Origin of the sequence: Burkholderia sp. 22313 (genome assembly GCF_052045245.1) — a bacterium.
GTDB lineage: Bacteria > Pseudomonadota > Gammaproteobacteria > Burkholderiales > Burkholderiaceae > Burkholderia.
In genome coordinates this window covers 22,765-38,509 of sequence record NZ_JBQEON010000050.1, presented here as the reverse complement: position 1 = coordinate 38,509, position 15,745 = coordinate 22,765, and the positions used below count along the sequence as shown (strand labels likewise).

Sequence of the window (15,745 nt, the reverse complement as noted above, 5' to 3'; positions counted from 1 at the left end):
CGTGCGGCGGTTTCGTTTTTCGCTTGGGTCTGCGGTTTCGTCTTCCCGCCGTGTGCGGCACGGCCATCTTCGACCCTTACTGGCACGACACCCGATGCGACCCTTCTGGATCGAACAAGCCCTGTTCAACGATGGCGATCTCGCCCCCGCGCTGCAGGGCGCGACGCAGGCCGACGTCTGCATCGTCGGCGGCGGCTTCACGGGGCTCTGGACCGCGATCCAGGCGAAGCAGCAAAACCCGGCGCTCGACATCACGATACTCGAAGCCGACCTGTGCGGCGCCGGCGCGAGCGGACGCAACGGCGGCTGCCTGCTCACGTGGTCGGCAAAATTCCTGACGCTGCGCCGCCTGTTCGGCGAAGCGGAAGCGATCCGGCTCGTGAAGGCGTCGGAGGCGGCCGTCCGGCACACCGCCGACTTCTGCCGCGCGCATCGCATCGATGCCGAGCTGCGGCTCGACGGCACGCTGTACACCGCGACGTCGCGTGCGCAGGTCGGCACGCTCGCGCCGGTGCTCGACGCGCTCGCCGCGTGCGGCATCCACAGCTACGAACCGCTGCCGGCCGCCGAAGTCGCGCGCCGCTCAGGCTCCGCGCGCAATCTCGACGGCGTGTACTCGCCGATCGCCGCGACCGTGCATCCGGGCACGCCGCGTCGCGCTCGACATGGGGATCCGGATCTACGAGCGCACGCCGTTCGTCGACTTCACGCCGGGGCAACCGGCTCTCGTGCAAACACCGTCCGGCAGCGTGCGCGCAGGCAAGCTGGTGTTCGCGATCAATGCGTGGATGGCGAGCCGCTTCCCGCGGTTCGAACGCACGATCGCGGTCGTGTCGAGCGACATGGTCATCACCGAGAAATGCCCGGACCTGCTCGAGAGAACCGGGCTCGTGGACGGCGTGTCGGTGCTCGATTCGCGGATCTTCGTCTACTACTACCGCACGACCGCCGACGGCCGGCTGATGCTCGGCAAGGGCGGCAACACGTTCTCGTGGCGCAGCCGCATCGCGCCGGTGTTCGACCGGCGCTCGCCGTACGAAGCGCAGCTCACGCAGAGCCTGCGCGGATTCTTCCCGTCGCTCGCGGGCGTGCCGGTCACCGCGAGCTGGAACGGCCCGTCGGACCGCTCGGTGACGGGCTTCCCGTTCTTCGGCCGCCTCGATGGCGCGCCGAACGTGTTCTACGGCTTCGGCTATTCGGGCAACGGCGTCGGGCCGACCTACATGGGCGGGCAGATCCTGTCGTCGCTGGTGCTCGGCCTCGACAACGCGTGGACGCGCAGCCCGATCGTGCGCGGCCCGCTCGGGGCGTTCCCGCCGGAGCCGATCCGCTATGTCGGCGCGCACGTCGTACGCAATGCGATTCGTCGCAAGGAGCGGGCGGAAGACGAGAGCCGGCGGCCGGCGCGGGTCGACACGTGGCTCGCGAAATTCGCGAGTGCGGCGGGCAAGGCCGACAAGGCGTGACGATGCGCTGATGCGATGACGCGACGCGCAATGCAAAAGGGACGCTGCGAGGCGTCCCTTTGCTTTTCCCGCGGCGGCCCGCGCAGCCGCGTTATACGCGTTCGGCCTTCTCGCGCGCCGCCTTGCCCGGCGGCAGCCCCTGCTCGTGCGTGCGGCGCATGCGCGCGAGGCCGTGCGCGACGTGCTCGCGCACGAGCGCGACGGCCTTCTCTTCGTCGCCGCTCGCGAGCGCCTGCACGATCTTGTCGTGCTCGGCCGCCGACACCGCGATCGCATCTTCCTCGGCCTCGATCGCGGCCTGGCGCAGCAGCCCGAGCTGGCGCACGAGCCGGCGATAGGTATCGGTGAGGTGCGTATTGCCGACGCCGACCACCATCGCGTCGTGGAACTGCACGTTCAGCTCGGTGTAGCGCGTGACGTCGTGGGTCTTCGCGGCATCCTTCATCGACTGGATGATGCCCTTCAGCACCTTCAGCGTGTCGGGCGAAATGCGCTTCGCGAGCGCGCGCGCGACCGACTCGTCGAGCATCGCGCGCACCTCGTAGATCTCTTCCGCCTCGCGCAGCGGCACGACGCGCACCGTCACGCCGCGGTTCTTCTCGTTGCGCAGCAGGCCGGCCTGCTCGAGCGCGCGGAATGCTTCACGCACGGGGCCGCGCGACACGTTCAGCCGGGTCGCGATGTCGACTTCATTGAGCTTTTCGCCCGGCGCATATTCGCCGGATACGATCGCGCGCTCAAGCATGTCCTGGACAATCATCGCGAGCGACTGGCTTTGCAGGAGTTCGATGGCGTTGAGCGCGTTCGGGGCAGTCATGGTCGGGCAGGCAGCAAAGCCGCGGGTAACAACGAGGGCGCCATATCGGCGAATGATCCTTGTATACCTTCGACCCGACACATTGTCAACAGTTTTCAGTTTCCAAAAACCGGTTCCGCGTGCCGGGAGGCGGGCGATGTGCCGCCGGCACGCGGCGTCGCGCGGCCGGCGTGGGCACGCCGCACCGCACGACGCGAGGCCCGCCGTCAGGCCGTGTGCTTCACCGGCCCCGGGTCGCTCTGGCTCGGCCGGCCCGTCTCGACGTGGCCCGCGAAGCGGCGCACGACCTTGTCGTCGCCGCCGCGCAGCGTGGTCGCGGTCATCGTCAGATCGTACCAGCCGTGGCTCGACGACAGCTCGAAGTGATCCTCGATCCGCTCGCCCGGCTCCAGCGTGTAGGTGCGCGCATGCGCATGGCTGTACGCGTTGTCGACCACCACGCGGCAGGTCGCGCGACCGCTGTTGCGCAGTTGCAGGTACACGTGGCGGTTGCTCACGTCGTAGCCGATCTTCGCTTCCGGGTTCGCGTGGCGGCCGTCCGCGGCCAGCCGCGTGTTGCCCTGGAATTCGCACAGATAGCCGTTCGGGCCGTAGGCGGCGAGATGGTAATCGCCGCGCGCCGCCGAGGTGCTCCACGTATCGGCGAAGCGGTCGTGCGAGGACACCGCGTAGCGGCGCGGCGGCGTCGCCGGGTTGCGGCGGTCGTACACGTAGAACGCGGCGCCCGCGTCACCCGAGTTCGCGAAATCGAGCGACACGCTGTCGTCGCGGCCATTCACGCGGGCATGCACGAACAGTTCGTACGGCAGCGCGCGCGCCGGCCGCGTGCCAGGCTCCTGCGCCGGCATCGACTGCCGCGCGGGCACCTGGTAGGCCTGGCCGGCCGTCTGGATGTGCTGCGGCACCGTGAAGCTCACCGTGCGCGTATCGGGCCGCGCGGAGAAATCGAACGCCGACGTGAGGTCGCCGCAGATCGACCGGCGCCACGCGCTGATGTTCGGCTCCATCACGCCGAAGCGCGCTTCGAGGAAGCGCAGCACCGACGTGTGGTCGAACGTCTCCGAGCAGACCCACCCGCCCTTCGTCCACGGCGAGATGATGATCAGCGGCACGCGCGGCCCGAGACCGATCGGCTGGATACCGCCCGGGTCCGCGCCCGGCACCAGCGGGCTCATTTCGCCCGGGTACTGGTTCAGGTCGAGCAGTTCGTCGCCGAGGTTCGACAGCAGGTTCGACGATACGATGCCCTGGCCGCCCACGCCGCTCGTGACCGGCGGCACCGGCGGCACGACGTGGTCGAACAGCCCGTCGTTCTCGTCGTAGTTGAGGATGAACACCGTCTTCGCCCACACCTCGGGGTTCGACGTCAGCGCCTCGAGCACCATGTTGATGTAGAACGCGCCGTCGGTCGGCGACGCCTGCGGGTGTTCGCTGTACTTGTACGGCGACACGATCCACGACACCTGCGGCAGCCGGTTCGCCTGCACGTCGGCCTTCAGCTCGGCCAGCGTGTGGTCCGACGCGCCCTTGTCGACCAGCGGGCCGCTCGCGCCTTCCTTCACCTGGAAGCGCTTGAAGAACATCAGCGAGTTGTCGGTGTAGTTGTCGGTCGGGTCGCCCGGGATGCCCGTGCCGCCCTGGTACACCTTCCAGCTGACCTTCGCGTTCTCGAGGCGCTCCGCGTAGGTCGTCCACGTGTAGCCGTTCACGTCGTCGCGCTCGCCGATGCCCGGACCGTTCGGCGGATTGCCGTAGACGTTGCGCGGATCGACCGTGCCGGTCCACAGGTAGATCCGGTTCGGCGCGGTGTCCGCATGCGCGGAGCAGAAGTACGAATCGCAGATCGTGAACGCGTCGGCGAGTGCGTAGTGGTACGTGAGGTCCTGGCGCTTCAGGTAACCCATCGTCAGCACGTCCTGCTTCTGGTTCACCCACTGGTCCCACTGGCCGTTGTTCCAGGACAGGTGGCCGCTGCTCCAGCCGTGGTTGGTGCCCGGCTGGAATTCGGTCGTCTGCTTCGGATCGAGGTAGAACGGCAGCACGTACGGCGCCGACGGATCGAGCCCGCGCGAATGGTAGTTCTTCGTGAACACCGACGCCGGCGGCTGCTGCCACACCGGCGCACCGCTCGGCAGCAGGTGCGGGCGCGGGTCGTTGAAGCCGCGCACGCCGCGCAGCCCGCCGAAGTAGTGGTCGAACGAGCGGTTTTCCTGCATGAAGATCACGACGTGTTCGACGTCGCGGATCGTGCCGGTGCGATACGCGGCCGGCATCGCGAGGGCCTTGCGGATCGCCGGCGGAAAGCCGGCGTAGGCGGCCATCGCGCCGGCCGACTGGGCGGCGAGGCGCAGGAAATCGCGTCGATTGGTGGCGGACATGAAGAGGATCCTGTGGGTCGGTAAGGGGGGCGCCGGTCGAGCGGGGCCGGCGGTCGGTGCGTTGCCGTTATTAGTCCGCATCGGCATGTCCCGGCCGTGACCGGTTCCAGCAGGTTTCTTGCGGTCACCCCCAGCTTTTTTTCGAAGCGGCGCACGATCCGGCTTTCATCCGGCCGACACACGCGCGCGCTACGCTGACGCGCGATGAAGAGGGGGGAGAAGCCGAGTCGTGTTCGATCAGCTGAAGGCGTTCCATGCGACCGTCCGGCAGGGCAGCATCACGCGCGCCGCGCGCCACCTCGGCGTGAGCCAGCCGACGATCGCCGCCCAGATCCGGCAGGTCGAGCAGCTGTATGGCATCGAGCTGTTCTACCGCAGCGGCCGCAAGCTCGAGGTCACCGAGACCGGGATCGAGCTGCTGCCGCTCGTCGAGAAGATGATCGCGCTCGAGGCGCAGGCCGACATCATGCTGCGCAACGTCGGCGGCCTGTTCGAAGGGCATCTGCGGATCGGTGCGACGGGGCCGTACTACATCATGGACGCGGTTGGCCGCTTCTCGCATGCGCATCCGTCGATCGCGCTCACGTGCCGGATCGGCAATTCCGAGGAAATCCTGCAGGCGCTGCACGAGTTCCGCATCGACCTCGCGGTGTCGTCGCAGCGCAATGATGCCGACGGCCTCGAACGCAAGGTGATCTCGACCGATCCGCTCGTGCTCGTCGTGCATCGCGACCACCCGCTCGCGCGCTTCGACGTGATCGACGCCGAGCAGCTCGCCGACGTGCGGCTGCTGATCCGCGAGGAAGGCTCGGTCACGCGCCGCTGCACGGAGACGATCCTCGCGACGGCCGGGGTCGCGGCCACGTCGGTCGCCGAGATCGGCAGCCGCGAAGCGATCCGCGAGGCGATCCTGCATGGCGTGGGCGGCAGCCTCTTTCCCCGCGGCGAGGCCGAGCGCCATCCGGACCTGCGCGTCGTCGCGCTGCGCGGCGTCGACACGACGATCGACGAATACGTGTACTACCTGAAGGCGCGCCGCCAGAGTCCGGCGATCGATGCGTTCCTCGCGTGCATCCTGCCGGCACGGCATGCGACGGACGAGGCGGCGCCTGCGGCGCGCGCGATGCCGGGGAACGCGCGCTGAGCCGCCGCGCGTTCGCCGGTTTCGCGTATTGCTCCTCATCCGTCTCACCGGGCTTCCCCGGTGCGCTTCCCACCGTGCTGCCCGGCGCCTTCCCTCGTTGTTTTCCTCGTGCCTTGCTTGTTGCTGCCTGCCGCGCGTCACTTCGGCAGTGCGGGGATCATCCACGTCAACACGTGCTGCTGCAGGAACACCAGCACGCCGAGCAGCAGCGTGAGGATCACGCTGTGCCAGAAGGTGCGCGCGAACACGACGCCTTCCTGCCCCTTCAGGTCGGTCGTCGACACGCCCGTCGCGATGTTCTGCGGCGAGATCATCTTGCCCATCACGCCACCCGACGAGTTGGTCGCGGCCATCAGCACCGGATCGAGGCCGAGCTGCCTGGCGGCGACGACCTGCAGGTTGCCGAACAGCGCATTGCCGGACGTGTCGCTGCCGGACAGGAACACCGCGATCCAGCCGAGCGACGCCGACACCAGCGGGAACAGCGCGCCGGTCGACGCGACGCCGGTGCCGAGCGTGTAGCTGATCCCCGAGTAGTTCAGCAGGTAGGCGAGCCCGACGATCATCATCACCGTGGCGATCGCGATCCACGTCTGCCGCCACGTCTTGACCACGCATTCGAAGAACGCGCCGACGCCGGTACGCGTCAGCGCAGCCGTGATGATCGCCGACACGAGAATCGCGGTGCCGGTGCCGAGCGGCTGGAAGTCCCAGATTGCCGCATACGGCTTGTGGTACAGCGACACGAACACCGTGTCGTGCAGCCCCGGCCACTTGATCTTCACGTCGCCGATCGCCGCGATGTTCGCGTGCACCCAGACGATCACGACCACCGACACGACGAGCCACGGCAGCCAGCCGCCGAAGCCCGCGCGCGCGGCGCCGGCCGTGGCAGGCACGCTGCGCGCGAGCGCGAATTGCGGATCGGGCTGCGGCTTCCACACTTGCAGGAAGCCGATCGTGACGATCAGCGACGTGAGCGACGACAGCACGTCGGTGAGCTGGTAGCCGAGGAAGTTCGACGTGACGAACTGCGCGATCGCGAAGCTGCCGCCCGACACGAGCAGCGCGGGCCACAGCTTCGCGATCGAGCGCAGCCCGCCGTACGCACCGACCACATAGAACGGCAGCAGCAGCGCGAAGAACGGCAACTGGCGGCCGACCATCTGCGCCAGCGTCGCGGGCGGCAGCGACGTGACCGCGCCGAGCACGGTGATCGGCACGCCGAGCGCGCCGAACGCGACCGGCGCGGTGTTGAACAGCAGCGTGTAGGTGAGCGCTTCGAGCGCGGGGAACCCGAGCGCGATCAGGAGCGCGCTGGTGATCGCGACCGGCGTGCCGAACCCGGAAATCCCTTCGAGCAGACAGCCGAACGAGAACGCGACGACGAGCAGCACGAGGCGGCGGTCGTCGGGCAGGTTGTCGAGCATCCACTGCCGGAACTGGTCGAAGCGGCCCGATTTCACCGCGATGTTGTACAGCAGCAAGGCGTTGAACACGATCCACATCACCGGCACGACCGCGAGCGCCATGCCGGCGCCGACCGCGTTGAACGCGAGGCCGGCCGGCATGCCCCACGCGCCGATCGCGACCGCGAGGCCGGCGACGAGCCCGGCCAGCGACGCCTGCCACGCCGGCCGGCGCAGTACGCCGAGCGCGATCAGCGCGACCGCGATCGGGATCGCGGCGACGAGGAACGACAGGAACAGCGAGTTGGCGACGGGCGTCAACGGCTGGGTGAACAAGATGCCGGGCGGCAAGGCTGCGGTGGGATTCATCGTGTCTCCGTTGTCGACTGGCGTTAACGCTTTAGCGCTTACTCCAGTCCCATGCTTCGCGGTCGATTGGCGTGGGCGCTTTGGCGCTTGCTCCAATCCCATGCTTCGCGGTCGACCGGATGTCGGCGGGACGAGGTGCGTCGACGCCCAATCCCCCCGCGCAAGGCCCCAGGCGCTCTGGCGCCCGCGCATGCTCCGGTCCCGTATCAAACGTGCGTTCCACGGCGGCGAAGATCGTCCGACACTTGCGCATGCAACCATGCCGCAGCGTCGACCGATCGGTCGCTTAAAAGAGGTTAGGAGGCACGCCGCGCTTGCACAAGGAGGGCAAGCCCGATGCGCGCGGTGCCGATACAGGGCATCCGCCGCATGCTGCACGGCGGCTGGCGGCCCGCTGACGCGCGCGCCAGGAAAGGCGCCGCCGCAATGTTGCGCAGCGGGCAAAGGTGACTGACAGCAGGCGGGGTGTTTCGTTTGGCGTCCGATGCCTAGACTGCCTGCATCGATTCCGCCCGCGCCGACGAACGCGCGGCTCCGGAACACTCACGGAGCACACGATGAACACCATGAAACTTGCAGCCTGCACGCTACTGCTGATCGGCCCGGCCGTCGCCGCCCAGGCCCACGCCGCGTCGACGCTGACGCGTGCCGACGTTCGCCAGGAACTCGTGGAATTGCAGGCCGCCGGCTACCGGGCGAGCCTCGCCAGTAGTCCCGACTTTCCGCAGAACATGCAGGAAATCATGCAGCGTGCCGCGCAGGCACGCGGCGATGCGGCCGGCTACGGCCGCGACGGCCACGCGAACGTGGAATCGGGAAAGCCGGCGCTGCCGCGCGTGGTCGAGCGCGACACGTACGCCCATCACTGAAGCGGGTGAAACCGGGTCAGCCGCGTGAACGCGCGACCGCCCGGCCTGCAGCCGGCCCGCCCGCCGCGCGACGCGCAGCGGGCGGCAGCGATCAAACGCTGAAGCGGTTCAGCGTATAAGCACGATAGGCGGCGACGAATGCGTCGAATGATCCGGCCTCCTTCGCCTCCAGCTCGGCCTGCTCGGCGAGCGACTTCGCCGCGAGCGCCTGCTCGCTGCGCATCGTCTCCGCCGATGGCGGGTTCGCCCGGAAGTGCGCGGCATGCGCTTCGCTGTGCGCCAGCGCGAACGCGAGGAACGACTGCCCGTTCTCGCGCATCGTGCGCAGCACGCGCGCCGACGGCGTGCGCTCCGGATCGGCGAGCTTCTCGCGCTGCGCGGCGATCGCGCGCGCATGCTCGTCGCCGCCGCGGATCTCGTCGAGACGGCGCCCGACGGTTTCGATATCGGCCATCAGGTCGTCCGCCCACGCCTGCAGCGTGACCGGCTGGCCGTCGCGCGTCAGCGTGAGCTCCGGCTTGCGCCCGTCCATCGTCACGCTACCGAAGTTCGCATTCGCTTCCTTGTACGCGTCGCAATCCAGCGCGGGGCTCTCGTCGAGCGCGCACGCGAGCAGGAACGCGTCGATGAAGCGCGCGGTCTCGAGCGCGATGCCGGTCGGCTCGAACGGATCGATGTCGAGACAGCGCACTTCGATGTACTGCACGCCGCGCGACGCGAGCGCATGCAGCGGCCGCTCGCCCGAATACGTGACGCGCTTCGGCCGGATCGTCGAGTAGAACTCGTTCTCGATCTGCAGCACGTTCGTGTTGATCTGGATCCACTCGCCGTCGCGATGCGTACCGATTGCCTCGTACGGCGGATACGCTTCGCTCACGGCCTTCGACAGCGCGTCGAGATAGCCGGGCAGCGTGTTGTAGTCGACCTGCAGCGCGGCCTGCGCGGTCGTGTTCGAATAACCGAGGTCGCTCATCCGCAGGCTCGTCGCATACGGCCGGTACAGCGTATCGGCATCGAACGCGTCGAGCTTGTGCGGCTTGCCGCGCAGGAATTTCGCGTCGAGCGCGGGCGACGCGCCGAACAGGTACATCAGCAGCCAGCTGCGGCGGCGGAAGTTGCGGATCTGCGCGAGATAGCGCTCCGACTGATAGTCGACGAGCGTGGCCGTCGAGCCTTCGTCCGCATGCAGGCGCCGCCACACTTCCTCGTGCAGCGAGTAGTTGTAGTGAATCCCGGCGATGCACTGCATCGTGCGGCCATAGCGATACGCGAGGCCGCGCCGGTACACCGTCTTCAGGCGGCCGATGTTCGACGTGCCGTAGTCGGCGATCGGGATTTCATCGTCGGCCGGCAGCAGGCCCGGCATCGAGTCGTTCCAGAGCATCTCGTCGCCGAGCGATGCATATACGTAGCGGTGCAGATCGTCGAGGCGTTCGAGCGTGATCGACGCGTCGGCTTCCGCCGGCGTGATCAGTTCGATCAGCGCTTCGGAATAGTCGGTCGTCAACGACGGGTGCGTGAGGGCCGAACCGAGCGCGCGCGGATGCGGCGTGAACGCGATCATCCCGTCGCGCGTCACGCGCAGGCTTTCCTTTTCGATGCCGCGCAGGCCGTCGGGCAGATGCTGCCGCGTCGGGCCCGAGCTCAGCGCTTCGAGACGATTCAGCAGCAGTTCGGACTGGCGGTGAGTCATGGTGTTCGACATGGAGACGCAAGTGCGTGACGGCCGCGCGCAGAATGCCGCGCGCGGCCGGCTGGATTATTGGTCGCTTCGTTGGTAGCGGGCACTTTAACATCTCGCCGAAACACGCGCTTGAGGTGGCGCCGGGCGGCGCGCGCCCGCCGCAGCGGGCCGCCGGGCGGGCCGGTGGCGACGTTCGCCGGGGGCGGCGCCCGCCCCGACCGGCACCGACGGACGCGGCGCTCACGTGAATTCGTCGGACGGAACATGAACGAAGCCAGCCGCTGCGCACGCAGGTGCAACCCGCGCCGCCCGCCCTCCATGCGATACCGCGGCGGCTGGACACGCCATAGGTCCGGAGCAGCAAGCCGCCGGATTCATTTGAGCGCCGCCAAGCGCCCAACCGTGAGGAGGACCGACCGATTGCCGACCGCCCCGGTCCGGCCGCACCTGGCGGCCAGCCATTGCGACCGTCACCCGCCGCGCGCGCCGCCGGCCCGGTCCGCCACGTCGTTCCACAGATGAAGTGCCGCATACGCGCGCCACGGCCGCCAGCCTTCGGTGCGGCGCTTCTGGCTCGTGAGCCGGTCGAGCGACGGATCGCGCGCGGTGATCGACTGCATCAGCACGAGATCGGACGCCGGCCATGCGTCAGGGTCACGCCACGCGCGCATCGCGATGTATTCGACGGTCCACGGGCCGATGCCGGGCAGGTCCAGCCACGCGCGGCGCAGCGTCTCGAGATCCGCCTGGGCGGGATCGAGCGGCACATGACCGTCCGCCACCGCGCGCGCCATGCCCGTCAGCGCCGCAGCCCGCTTGCCCGGCATCCCGATCTTCTCCAGATCGCATGCGGCGAGCGCGTCCGGCGTCGGGAAACGCCACGCGGGGGCGCCATCCGGCCCCGGCATGGCGTCGTCGTCGTACACGACCCGCTCGCCCGCGCGCTGGACGAGCCGGCCGACGATCGTCGTCGCTGCCTTCACGCTGACCTGCTGGCCGACGATCGCGCGCACCGCGAGTTCGAACCCCGACCAGGCGCCCGGCACACGCAGCCCCGGCGCGGCTTCGACGAGCGGCGCGAACCACGGATCGCGCGCGAGCCCGCCGCCGATCGCGGCGGGATCCGCGCCGAGATCGAACATCGACGCGACGCGGCACGCAAACGCGTCGTCGACATGGCGCGCGGCCGCCCCGTCGACGGTGGCGATCAGGCAATGCCGGCGCGGATGCCTCGTGACGGTGAGCCGGCCCGCGTCGCCGTGCAGGTCGACGATCCGGCGATACACACCGTCGACGACCTGCTCGACGCCCGGAATCGCGCGTCCGCTGAAGAAGCGCAGCACGCGCGCCCAGTCGTATGGTGCCTTGAAGCGCAGTTCCATCTGCGCGGACGGCGGCACCTGGCCGCCGTTCGCGATCGACGTCATCGTGGTTTTTTCGATGTTCAAACTGCGTTGCCCTCCGCAACGGCCTCGGTTTCATCGTCGCGCACATGGCGCGCCTCGGACGCCAGCAGCGTCGCCTTGCGGCGCACGCCCCAGCGGTATCCGGCCAGCGCGCCGCCCTTCTGCACGACACGGTGGCACGGGATCGCGAGCGCGACCGGGTTCGACGCGCAGGCCGACGCGACGGCCCGCACCGCGCGCGGCGAGCCGAGCGCCTCGGCGATCTCGGAATAGCTGCGCGTTTCGCCGTACGGGATGTGCGTCAGTGCTTCCCAGACGCGCTGCTGGAAGGCGGTCGGCGCGATGTCGAGCGGCAGGTCGAACGCGTGCCGCGTGCCGTCCAGGTACGCGCGGATCTGCGCGATGAACGGTGCGAGCCGTGACGGCGATTCGACCAGCTCGGCGCGCGCGAACGCGTCCTTCAGCTCGCCGACGAGCGACGCCGGTTCGTCACCGAATGCGATCCGGCAGATGCCCTGTTCGGTCGCGGCGACGAGCACCGTGCCGAGCGGCGTCGACGCGGTTGCATAGTCGATGCGCAAGCCGGCTCCCTGGCGACGAAACGCGGACGGCGCCATCCCCAGTTCGCGCGGCACCGAGGCATAGAGCCGCGACGGCGAGTTGAAGCCCGCGTCGACCGCCGCCTGCGTGACCGGCTGTCCGCTTTGCAGCGCCTCGCGCAATGCGGCGCCGCGCTGCGCGGCCTGATACTGCCGCGGCGACACGCCGACCACCCGCTTGAACAGCCGCTGCAGATGGAACGGGCTCACGTGCACGGCGTCGCTCAGTTGCTGCAGCGTGAGCCGCTCCGGATGCGCGTCGAGTGCCGCGCACGCGCGATTGACGATCTCGAGCTCGCGCGGCAGCCCTTCCGGCTGGCAGCGCTTGCACGGGCGGAAGCCGGCCGCGCGCGCGTCGGCCGGACTGGCGAAAAAGGACACATGCTCGCGCCGCGGCAGCCGCGACGCACAGCTCGGGCGGCAGAACACACCGGTCGTGCGCACGGCATAGAAGAACGCGCCGTCCGCATGCGGGTCGCGGGCGGTCACGGCGCCCCAGCGGGCATCGTCGGTCGGATAGGCGGTTTTCATCTGAACCTCGCATTCTCTAGTGTAGAGGGTGCCTACTCTAGACATCGGCACATGCCGTCGCGCCCTGAATCTTGCTCTGTGATTCGCGCCGGCGAAACCGGGGGCACATCGGACTCCGGTCAATCGGACGAAAAGGCGCGCCGATGCTGTCCGAGCGCCGTTTTCGTCATCGTCCCGTCACCATTTTGCTGCGGTGCAGCTGCGACAAATCGCCGTCCTGACCATTTTTTACACTTGGAATATTGCAACGCACCATCGCCGTGTGTATAGTTGGAACTGTCTCCTCCATGTCTCCTCCTGATATGGATTAAGCCCGTTCCGCTCTGCGTGAACGGGCTTTTTTTCGTCCGTCGATCGTGCCGCGTCCGGCGCGCGTCGCCGGCGAGGTTTACACTCGGTGCACGCCCATCCGCGAACGGAGTGCCCGCTCATGAAACCGACCATCCGCGCGATCGATCACGTCGTGCTGCGCGTGACCGACATGGCTGCGATGACGCGCTTTTACTGCGATGCCGTCGGCTGCCACGTCGAGAAGGAACAGCCCGATCTGGGCCTCGTGCAATTGCGCGCCGGCGACGCGCTGATCGACCTGCTGTCGGTCGGCGGCCCGATCGACCGTCCCGACAGCGGCCCGCCCGGTGCGGGACGCAACCTCGATCATCTGTGCCTGCGCGTCGAGCCGTTCGACCCCGACGCGCTGATCGAGCATTTCGCCGCGTATGGCGCGCGCCCCGACGCCCCCGCCGAACGCTACGGCGCAGGCGGCTACGGGCCGTCGATCTATCTGTTCGATCCCGAAAGGAACATGCTGGAGCTCAAGGGGCCGCCCGCCGCGATCGGCTGAGCGCCGGCCGTCACGCGTCGGCGAACGGCTTCACCACGGTCCATTCGACCGCGACCGGATCGTGGTCGGCGCTCGAGATCCACGCCGCGCCGTCCTGCACCGTGCATTGCAGGCGCATCGTGCGCTCGGCGAGGCGCCCGAGGGCGGCGGCGACGCCGTCGGCCAGCGACAGCACCTGCACGTTGCGCAGCCGCTCCACCTTGCTGCGCACGCCCTGCCACCAGATATCCGAGGTCTTGCCGCCATACGCGATCACCGTGACCCGTCCGGCACGGCCCGCGGCCTTCGCGATGCGTCGCTCGTCGGGCTGGCCGGCCTCGATCCACACGTCGATCGCGCCCGTCAGATCCTTTTGCCACAGATCGGGTTCGTCGACGTCCGACAGCCCCTTGCAGAATTCCAGACGCTCGTGCGCGAACAGCGCGAACGCGACGATGCGCACCATCATCCGTTCGTCGGTTTCGGACGGGTGACGGGCCACCGTCAACGCGTGATCGGCGTAATAGTGCCGATCCATGTCGGCGATTTGCAGCTCGGCTTTGTAGATGGTGGATTTCAGCGCCATGCGGATACGGCCCGGGCGGGCATTCGGTTCGGTCGGGTCGTGATGATACCGAATGCGCGCCGCCCGGCGCGCGATGGACGCTCCACAGCACGACGGCCCGGCATCGGCCGGGCCGCATTCGAGCCGCATGGCCGGCGCGTCGGCGCCGGTGCGCGGGTTGCGAGAAGTGCGCGTGCGGGTTACTGCTTGACGAAGCGCGAATCGGTCCAGAGGCCCTGCTGGTCGCTGTTGTCGGCGCTGACGAACTGGACGTCGCCCTGATCGACCGACACTACGCGAAAGCGCTGGCCTTCCGGCACCGACAGGCAACGGTAGTCATCGAAATACTGCTGCTTCGCCTGCGACTTCCCATCACGTTCGTGGCTCAGTACGGAGTCCAGATTGTCTTTCGACAGACAGCCCCACGCATTCTTCGTCAGCTGGATTTCCTGTTTCGGCTGAACAGCCGCATCGCCGCCCGCCTGGGCGATCGACACCACGGAAAATGCGCCGACGAGGGCAAAAAGGACACCGGTTCGCTTCATCATGTTCTGTCTCCAGGCTTGCGGGCACCAGGCTGGGTTAGCTATGTGTTTAAAGGTGATCGTGAACCCGCGTTTTTCACTTTAGAAGACCGGCAAGCGATATCAAGCACATTTGTTGTGCGATCGCAATAGCGTCGAATTGTCGCACCCCGCGCGCACCCGTTTTTTCGCGTGCCGCGCACCTGCGGCCGCGTCTGCCGTCCGATGTGCCAGCCCGCGCCGCCGGACGCAAAGCGTTATCTGACAAGGCTTTCAGCAGATTTACAATGCGCCGCTTGAACGGTTTGGATAATTCATTTCAATATCGGGACCATTTTGATGCGCCGCACATAAAGTCATCCGAAACGATATGAATTTACCGCAGTGCGGGACCGGATTTACCTGATACAAGAAAAATGCCAGGTATAAGCGCGCTCGTATTTACCCGTATTTTCCCGATGTGCCCGATGCCCGCGGCAGCGGGCCGCGGGGCGTTTTCGCCGGTGTCTTTTTACCCGGCTTTATTCAGACCGACTGCGGGCGTTCGAAATAATCGCGCTGGAAGATGCACATGCGATACGCGTTGTGATACGCGCCATTTCCGAAAAATTCTTCCTTCAATTCCGCCTCGTGCTGGAATCCGCATTTCTCGTACACGTGGATGGCCGCCGCATTCGACGTATCGACAATCAGGTACAGCTTGCGCATGTTCAGCACCTTGAACGCGTACTCGATTGCGAGACGCGTCGCCTGGCCTGCGTAGCCGCGCCCCTGGCATTGGGGCGCGATGATGATCTGGAACTCGCCGCGACGATGGATGTAGTCGAGTTCGATCAGTTCGACCAGGCCGACCAGTTCGTCCTGCGGATCGACCGCGACGAAGCGGCGCTCGCGCTGGTCGTGCACGTGGCGGTCGTACAGCTGCGACAGCTCCGAGAAGGTTTCGTACGGCTCCTCGAACCAGTAGCGCATGATCTTCGCGTCGTTGTTCAGTTCATGAACGAAGCGCAGGTCCTGGCGCTCCAGCGGCCGCAGTGCGAGCGTGTGCTTGTCGTTCTGGAGTTGCATGTTCGTGTCCTTTTTTATGCCTGCGGGCGCGTGAAAGCCGGTGCGGCGCCACTGCCGACGCGGTCCGTTCCGCGCCGCAAGAAGTTGACCGCA

At 67.8% G+C, this 15,745-nt stretch carries 12 protein-coding genes and 1 pseudogene; 4 read left to right on the top strand and 9 right to left on the bottom strand.

Annotation, left to right across the window (positions count from 1 at the left end):
• The first annotated feature begins 94 nt into the window (after nt 1-94).
• Nucleotides 95-1,466: pseudogene (locus ACTJKF_RS29125) on the top strand (FAD-dependent oxidoreductase).
• Between the two features lie 91 nt (nt 1,467-1,557).
• Here the strand turns inward: ACTJKF_RS29125 and ACTJKF_RS29120 are convergent.
• Both ACTJKF_RS29120 and ACTJKF_RS29115 read right to left on the bottom strand, forming a co-directional pair.
• Entirely contained in the window at nt 1,558-2,283 is a 726-nt protein-coding gene (locus tag ACTJKF_RS29120) for a phosphonate utilization associated transcriptional regulator (protein WP_440628357.1), read from the bottom strand.
• A 206-nt stretch (nt 2,284-2,489) separates the two neighbouring features.
• A complete protein-coding gene (locus ACTJKF_RS29115) occupies nt 2,490-4,661 on the bottom strand; it encodes a phosphocholine-specific phospholipase C (protein ID WP_440628356.1) in 2,172 nt (723 codons plus the stop codon).
• Between the two features lie 229 nt (nt 4,662-4,890).
• Between ACTJKF_RS29115 and ACTJKF_RS29110 the strand changes: the two genes are divergently transcribed.
• Nucleotides 4,891-5,805, top strand: coding sequence for a LysR family transcriptional regulator (locus tag ACTJKF_RS29110; RefSeq protein ID WP_440628355.1), 915 nt, complete (start codon nt 4,891-4,893; stop codon nt 5,803-5,805).
• A 137-nt stretch (nt 5,806-5,942) separates the two neighbouring features.
• Here the strand turns inward: ACTJKF_RS29110 and ACTJKF_RS29105 are convergent, their stop codons facing one another.
• Nucleotides 5,943-7,583 (bottom strand): L-lactate permease, encoded by a 1,641-nt coding sequence (locus tag ACTJKF_RS29105; protein WP_440628354.1) that lies wholly within the window; start codon nt 7,581-7,583, stop codon nt 5,943-5,945.
• A 557-nt stretch (nt 7,584-8,140) separates the two neighbouring features.
• Between ACTJKF_RS29105 and ACTJKF_RS29100 the strand changes: the two genes are divergently transcribed.
• Complete coding sequence (locus ACTJKF_RS29100; protein WP_440628352.1) at nt 8,141-8,452, top strand: DUF4148 domain-containing protein; 312 nt, start codon at nt 8,141-8,143, stop codon at nt 8,450-8,452.
• Nucleotides 8,453-8,543: 91 nt separating this feature from the next.
• Here the strand turns inward: ACTJKF_RS29100 and gshA are convergent, their stop codons facing one another.
• The 3 genes from gshA to ada form a co-directional block, all read right to left on the bottom strand.
• A complete protein-coding gene (gene gshA, locus ACTJKF_RS29095; protein WP_440628350.1) occupies nt 8,544-10,157 on the bottom strand; it encodes a glutamate--cysteine ligase in 1,614 nt (537 codons plus the stop codon).
• 449 nt (nt 10,158-10,606) lie between these two features.
• Nucleotides 10,607-11,584: a DNA-3-methyladenine glycosylase family protein gene (locus tag ACTJKF_RS29090; protein WP_440628348.1), complete on the bottom strand. Its 978-nt coding sequence runs from the start codon at nt 11,582-11,584 to the stop codon at nt 10,607-10,609.
• A complete protein-coding gene (ada, locus tag ACTJKF_RS29085; RefSeq protein ID WP_440628346.1) occupies nt 11,581-12,672 on the bottom strand; it encodes a bifunctional DNA-binding transcriptional regulator/O6-methylguanine-DNA methyltransferase Ada in 1,092 nt (363 codons plus the stop codon). Before ada ends, ACTJKF_RS29090 begins: the two co-directional genes overlap by 4 nt.
• 430 nt (nt 12,673-13,102) lie before the next feature.
• On the opposite strand from ada, the gene ACTJKF_RS29080 reads away from it, so the two are divergent.
• Nucleotides 13,103-13,516, top strand: coding sequence for a VOC family protein (locus ACTJKF_RS29080; RefSeq protein WP_440628344.1), 414 nt, complete (start codon nt 13,103-13,105; stop codon nt 13,514-13,516).
• 10 nt (nt 13,517-13,526) lie between these two features.
• On the opposite strand, the gene ACTJKF_RS29075 is transcribed toward ACTJKF_RS29080, so the two are convergent.
• The 3 genes from ACTJKF_RS29075 to speG all read right to left on the bottom strand — a co-directional run bounded on the left by ACTJKF_RS29075 (nt 13,527) and on the right by speG (nt 15,652).
• The gene (locus tag ACTJKF_RS29075; protein WP_440628342.1) at nt 13,527-14,081 is read right to left on the bottom strand and encodes a YaeQ family protein; all 555 of its coding nucleotides are present in this window, start codon (nt 14,079-14,081) and stop codon (nt 13,527-13,529) included.
• 179 nt (nt 14,082-14,260) lie between these two features.
• The gene (gene sap1 / locus ACTJKF_RS29070) at nt 14,261-14,608 is read right to left on the bottom strand and encodes a surface attachment protein Sap1 (RefSeq protein WP_044848669.1); all 348 of its coding nucleotides are present in this window, start codon (nt 14,606-14,608) and stop codon (nt 14,261-14,263) included.
• Nucleotides 14,609-15,109: 501 nt separating this feature from the next.
• Nucleotides 15,110-15,652 carry a spermidine N1-acetyltransferase gene (gene speG, locus ACTJKF_RS29065; protein WP_059603008.1) on the bottom strand — a complete coding sequence of 181 codons (543 nt, stop codon included), beginning with the start codon at nt 15,650-15,652 and terminating at the stop codon, nt 15,110-15,112.
• Nucleotides 15,653-15,745: the final 93 nt, after the last annotated feature.

Excerpts from the sequence above, each read along its gene's own strand:
- ACTJKF_RS29120 (WP_440628357.1), bottom strand. The coding sequence starts at position 2,283 with ATGACTGCCCCGAACGCGCTCAACGCCATCGAACTCCTGCAAAGCCAG.
- ACTJKF_RS29115 (WP_440628356.1), bottom strand. The coding sequence starts at position 4,661 with ATGTCCGCCACCAATCGACGCGATTTCCTGCGCCTCGCCGCCCAGTCG.
- ACTJKF_RS29105 (WP_440628354.1), bottom strand. The coding sequence starts at position 7,583 with ATGAATCCCACCGCAGCCTTGCCGCCCGGCATCTTGTTCACCCAGCCG.
- ACTJKF_RS29100 (WP_440628352.1), top strand. The coding sequence starts at position 8,141 with ATGAACACCATGAAACTTGCAGCCTGCACGCTACTGCTGATCGGCCCG.
- gshA (WP_440628350.1), bottom strand. The coding sequence starts at position 10,157 with ATGTCGAACACCATGACTCACCGCCAGTCCGAACTGCTGCTGAATCGT.
- ada (WP_440628346.1), bottom strand. The coding sequence starts at position 12,672 with ATGAAAACCGCCTATCCGACCGACGATGCCCGCTGGGGCGCCGTGACC.
- ACTJKF_RS29080 (WP_440628344.1), top strand. The coding sequence starts at position 13,103 with ATGAAACCGACCATCCGCGCGATCGATCACGTCGTGCTGCGCGTGACC.
- ACTJKF_RS29075 (WP_440628342.1), bottom strand. The coding sequence starts at position 14,081 with ATGGCGCTGAAATCCACCATCTACAAAGCCGAGCTGCAAATCGCCGAC.
- sap1 (WP_044848669.1), bottom strand. The coding sequence starts at position 14,608 with ATGATGAAGCGAACCGGTGTCCTTTTTGCCCTCGTCGGCGCATTTTCC.
- speG (WP_059603008.1), bottom strand. The coding sequence starts at position 15,652 with ATGCAACTCCAGAACGACAAGCACACGCTCGCACTGCGGCCGCTGGAG.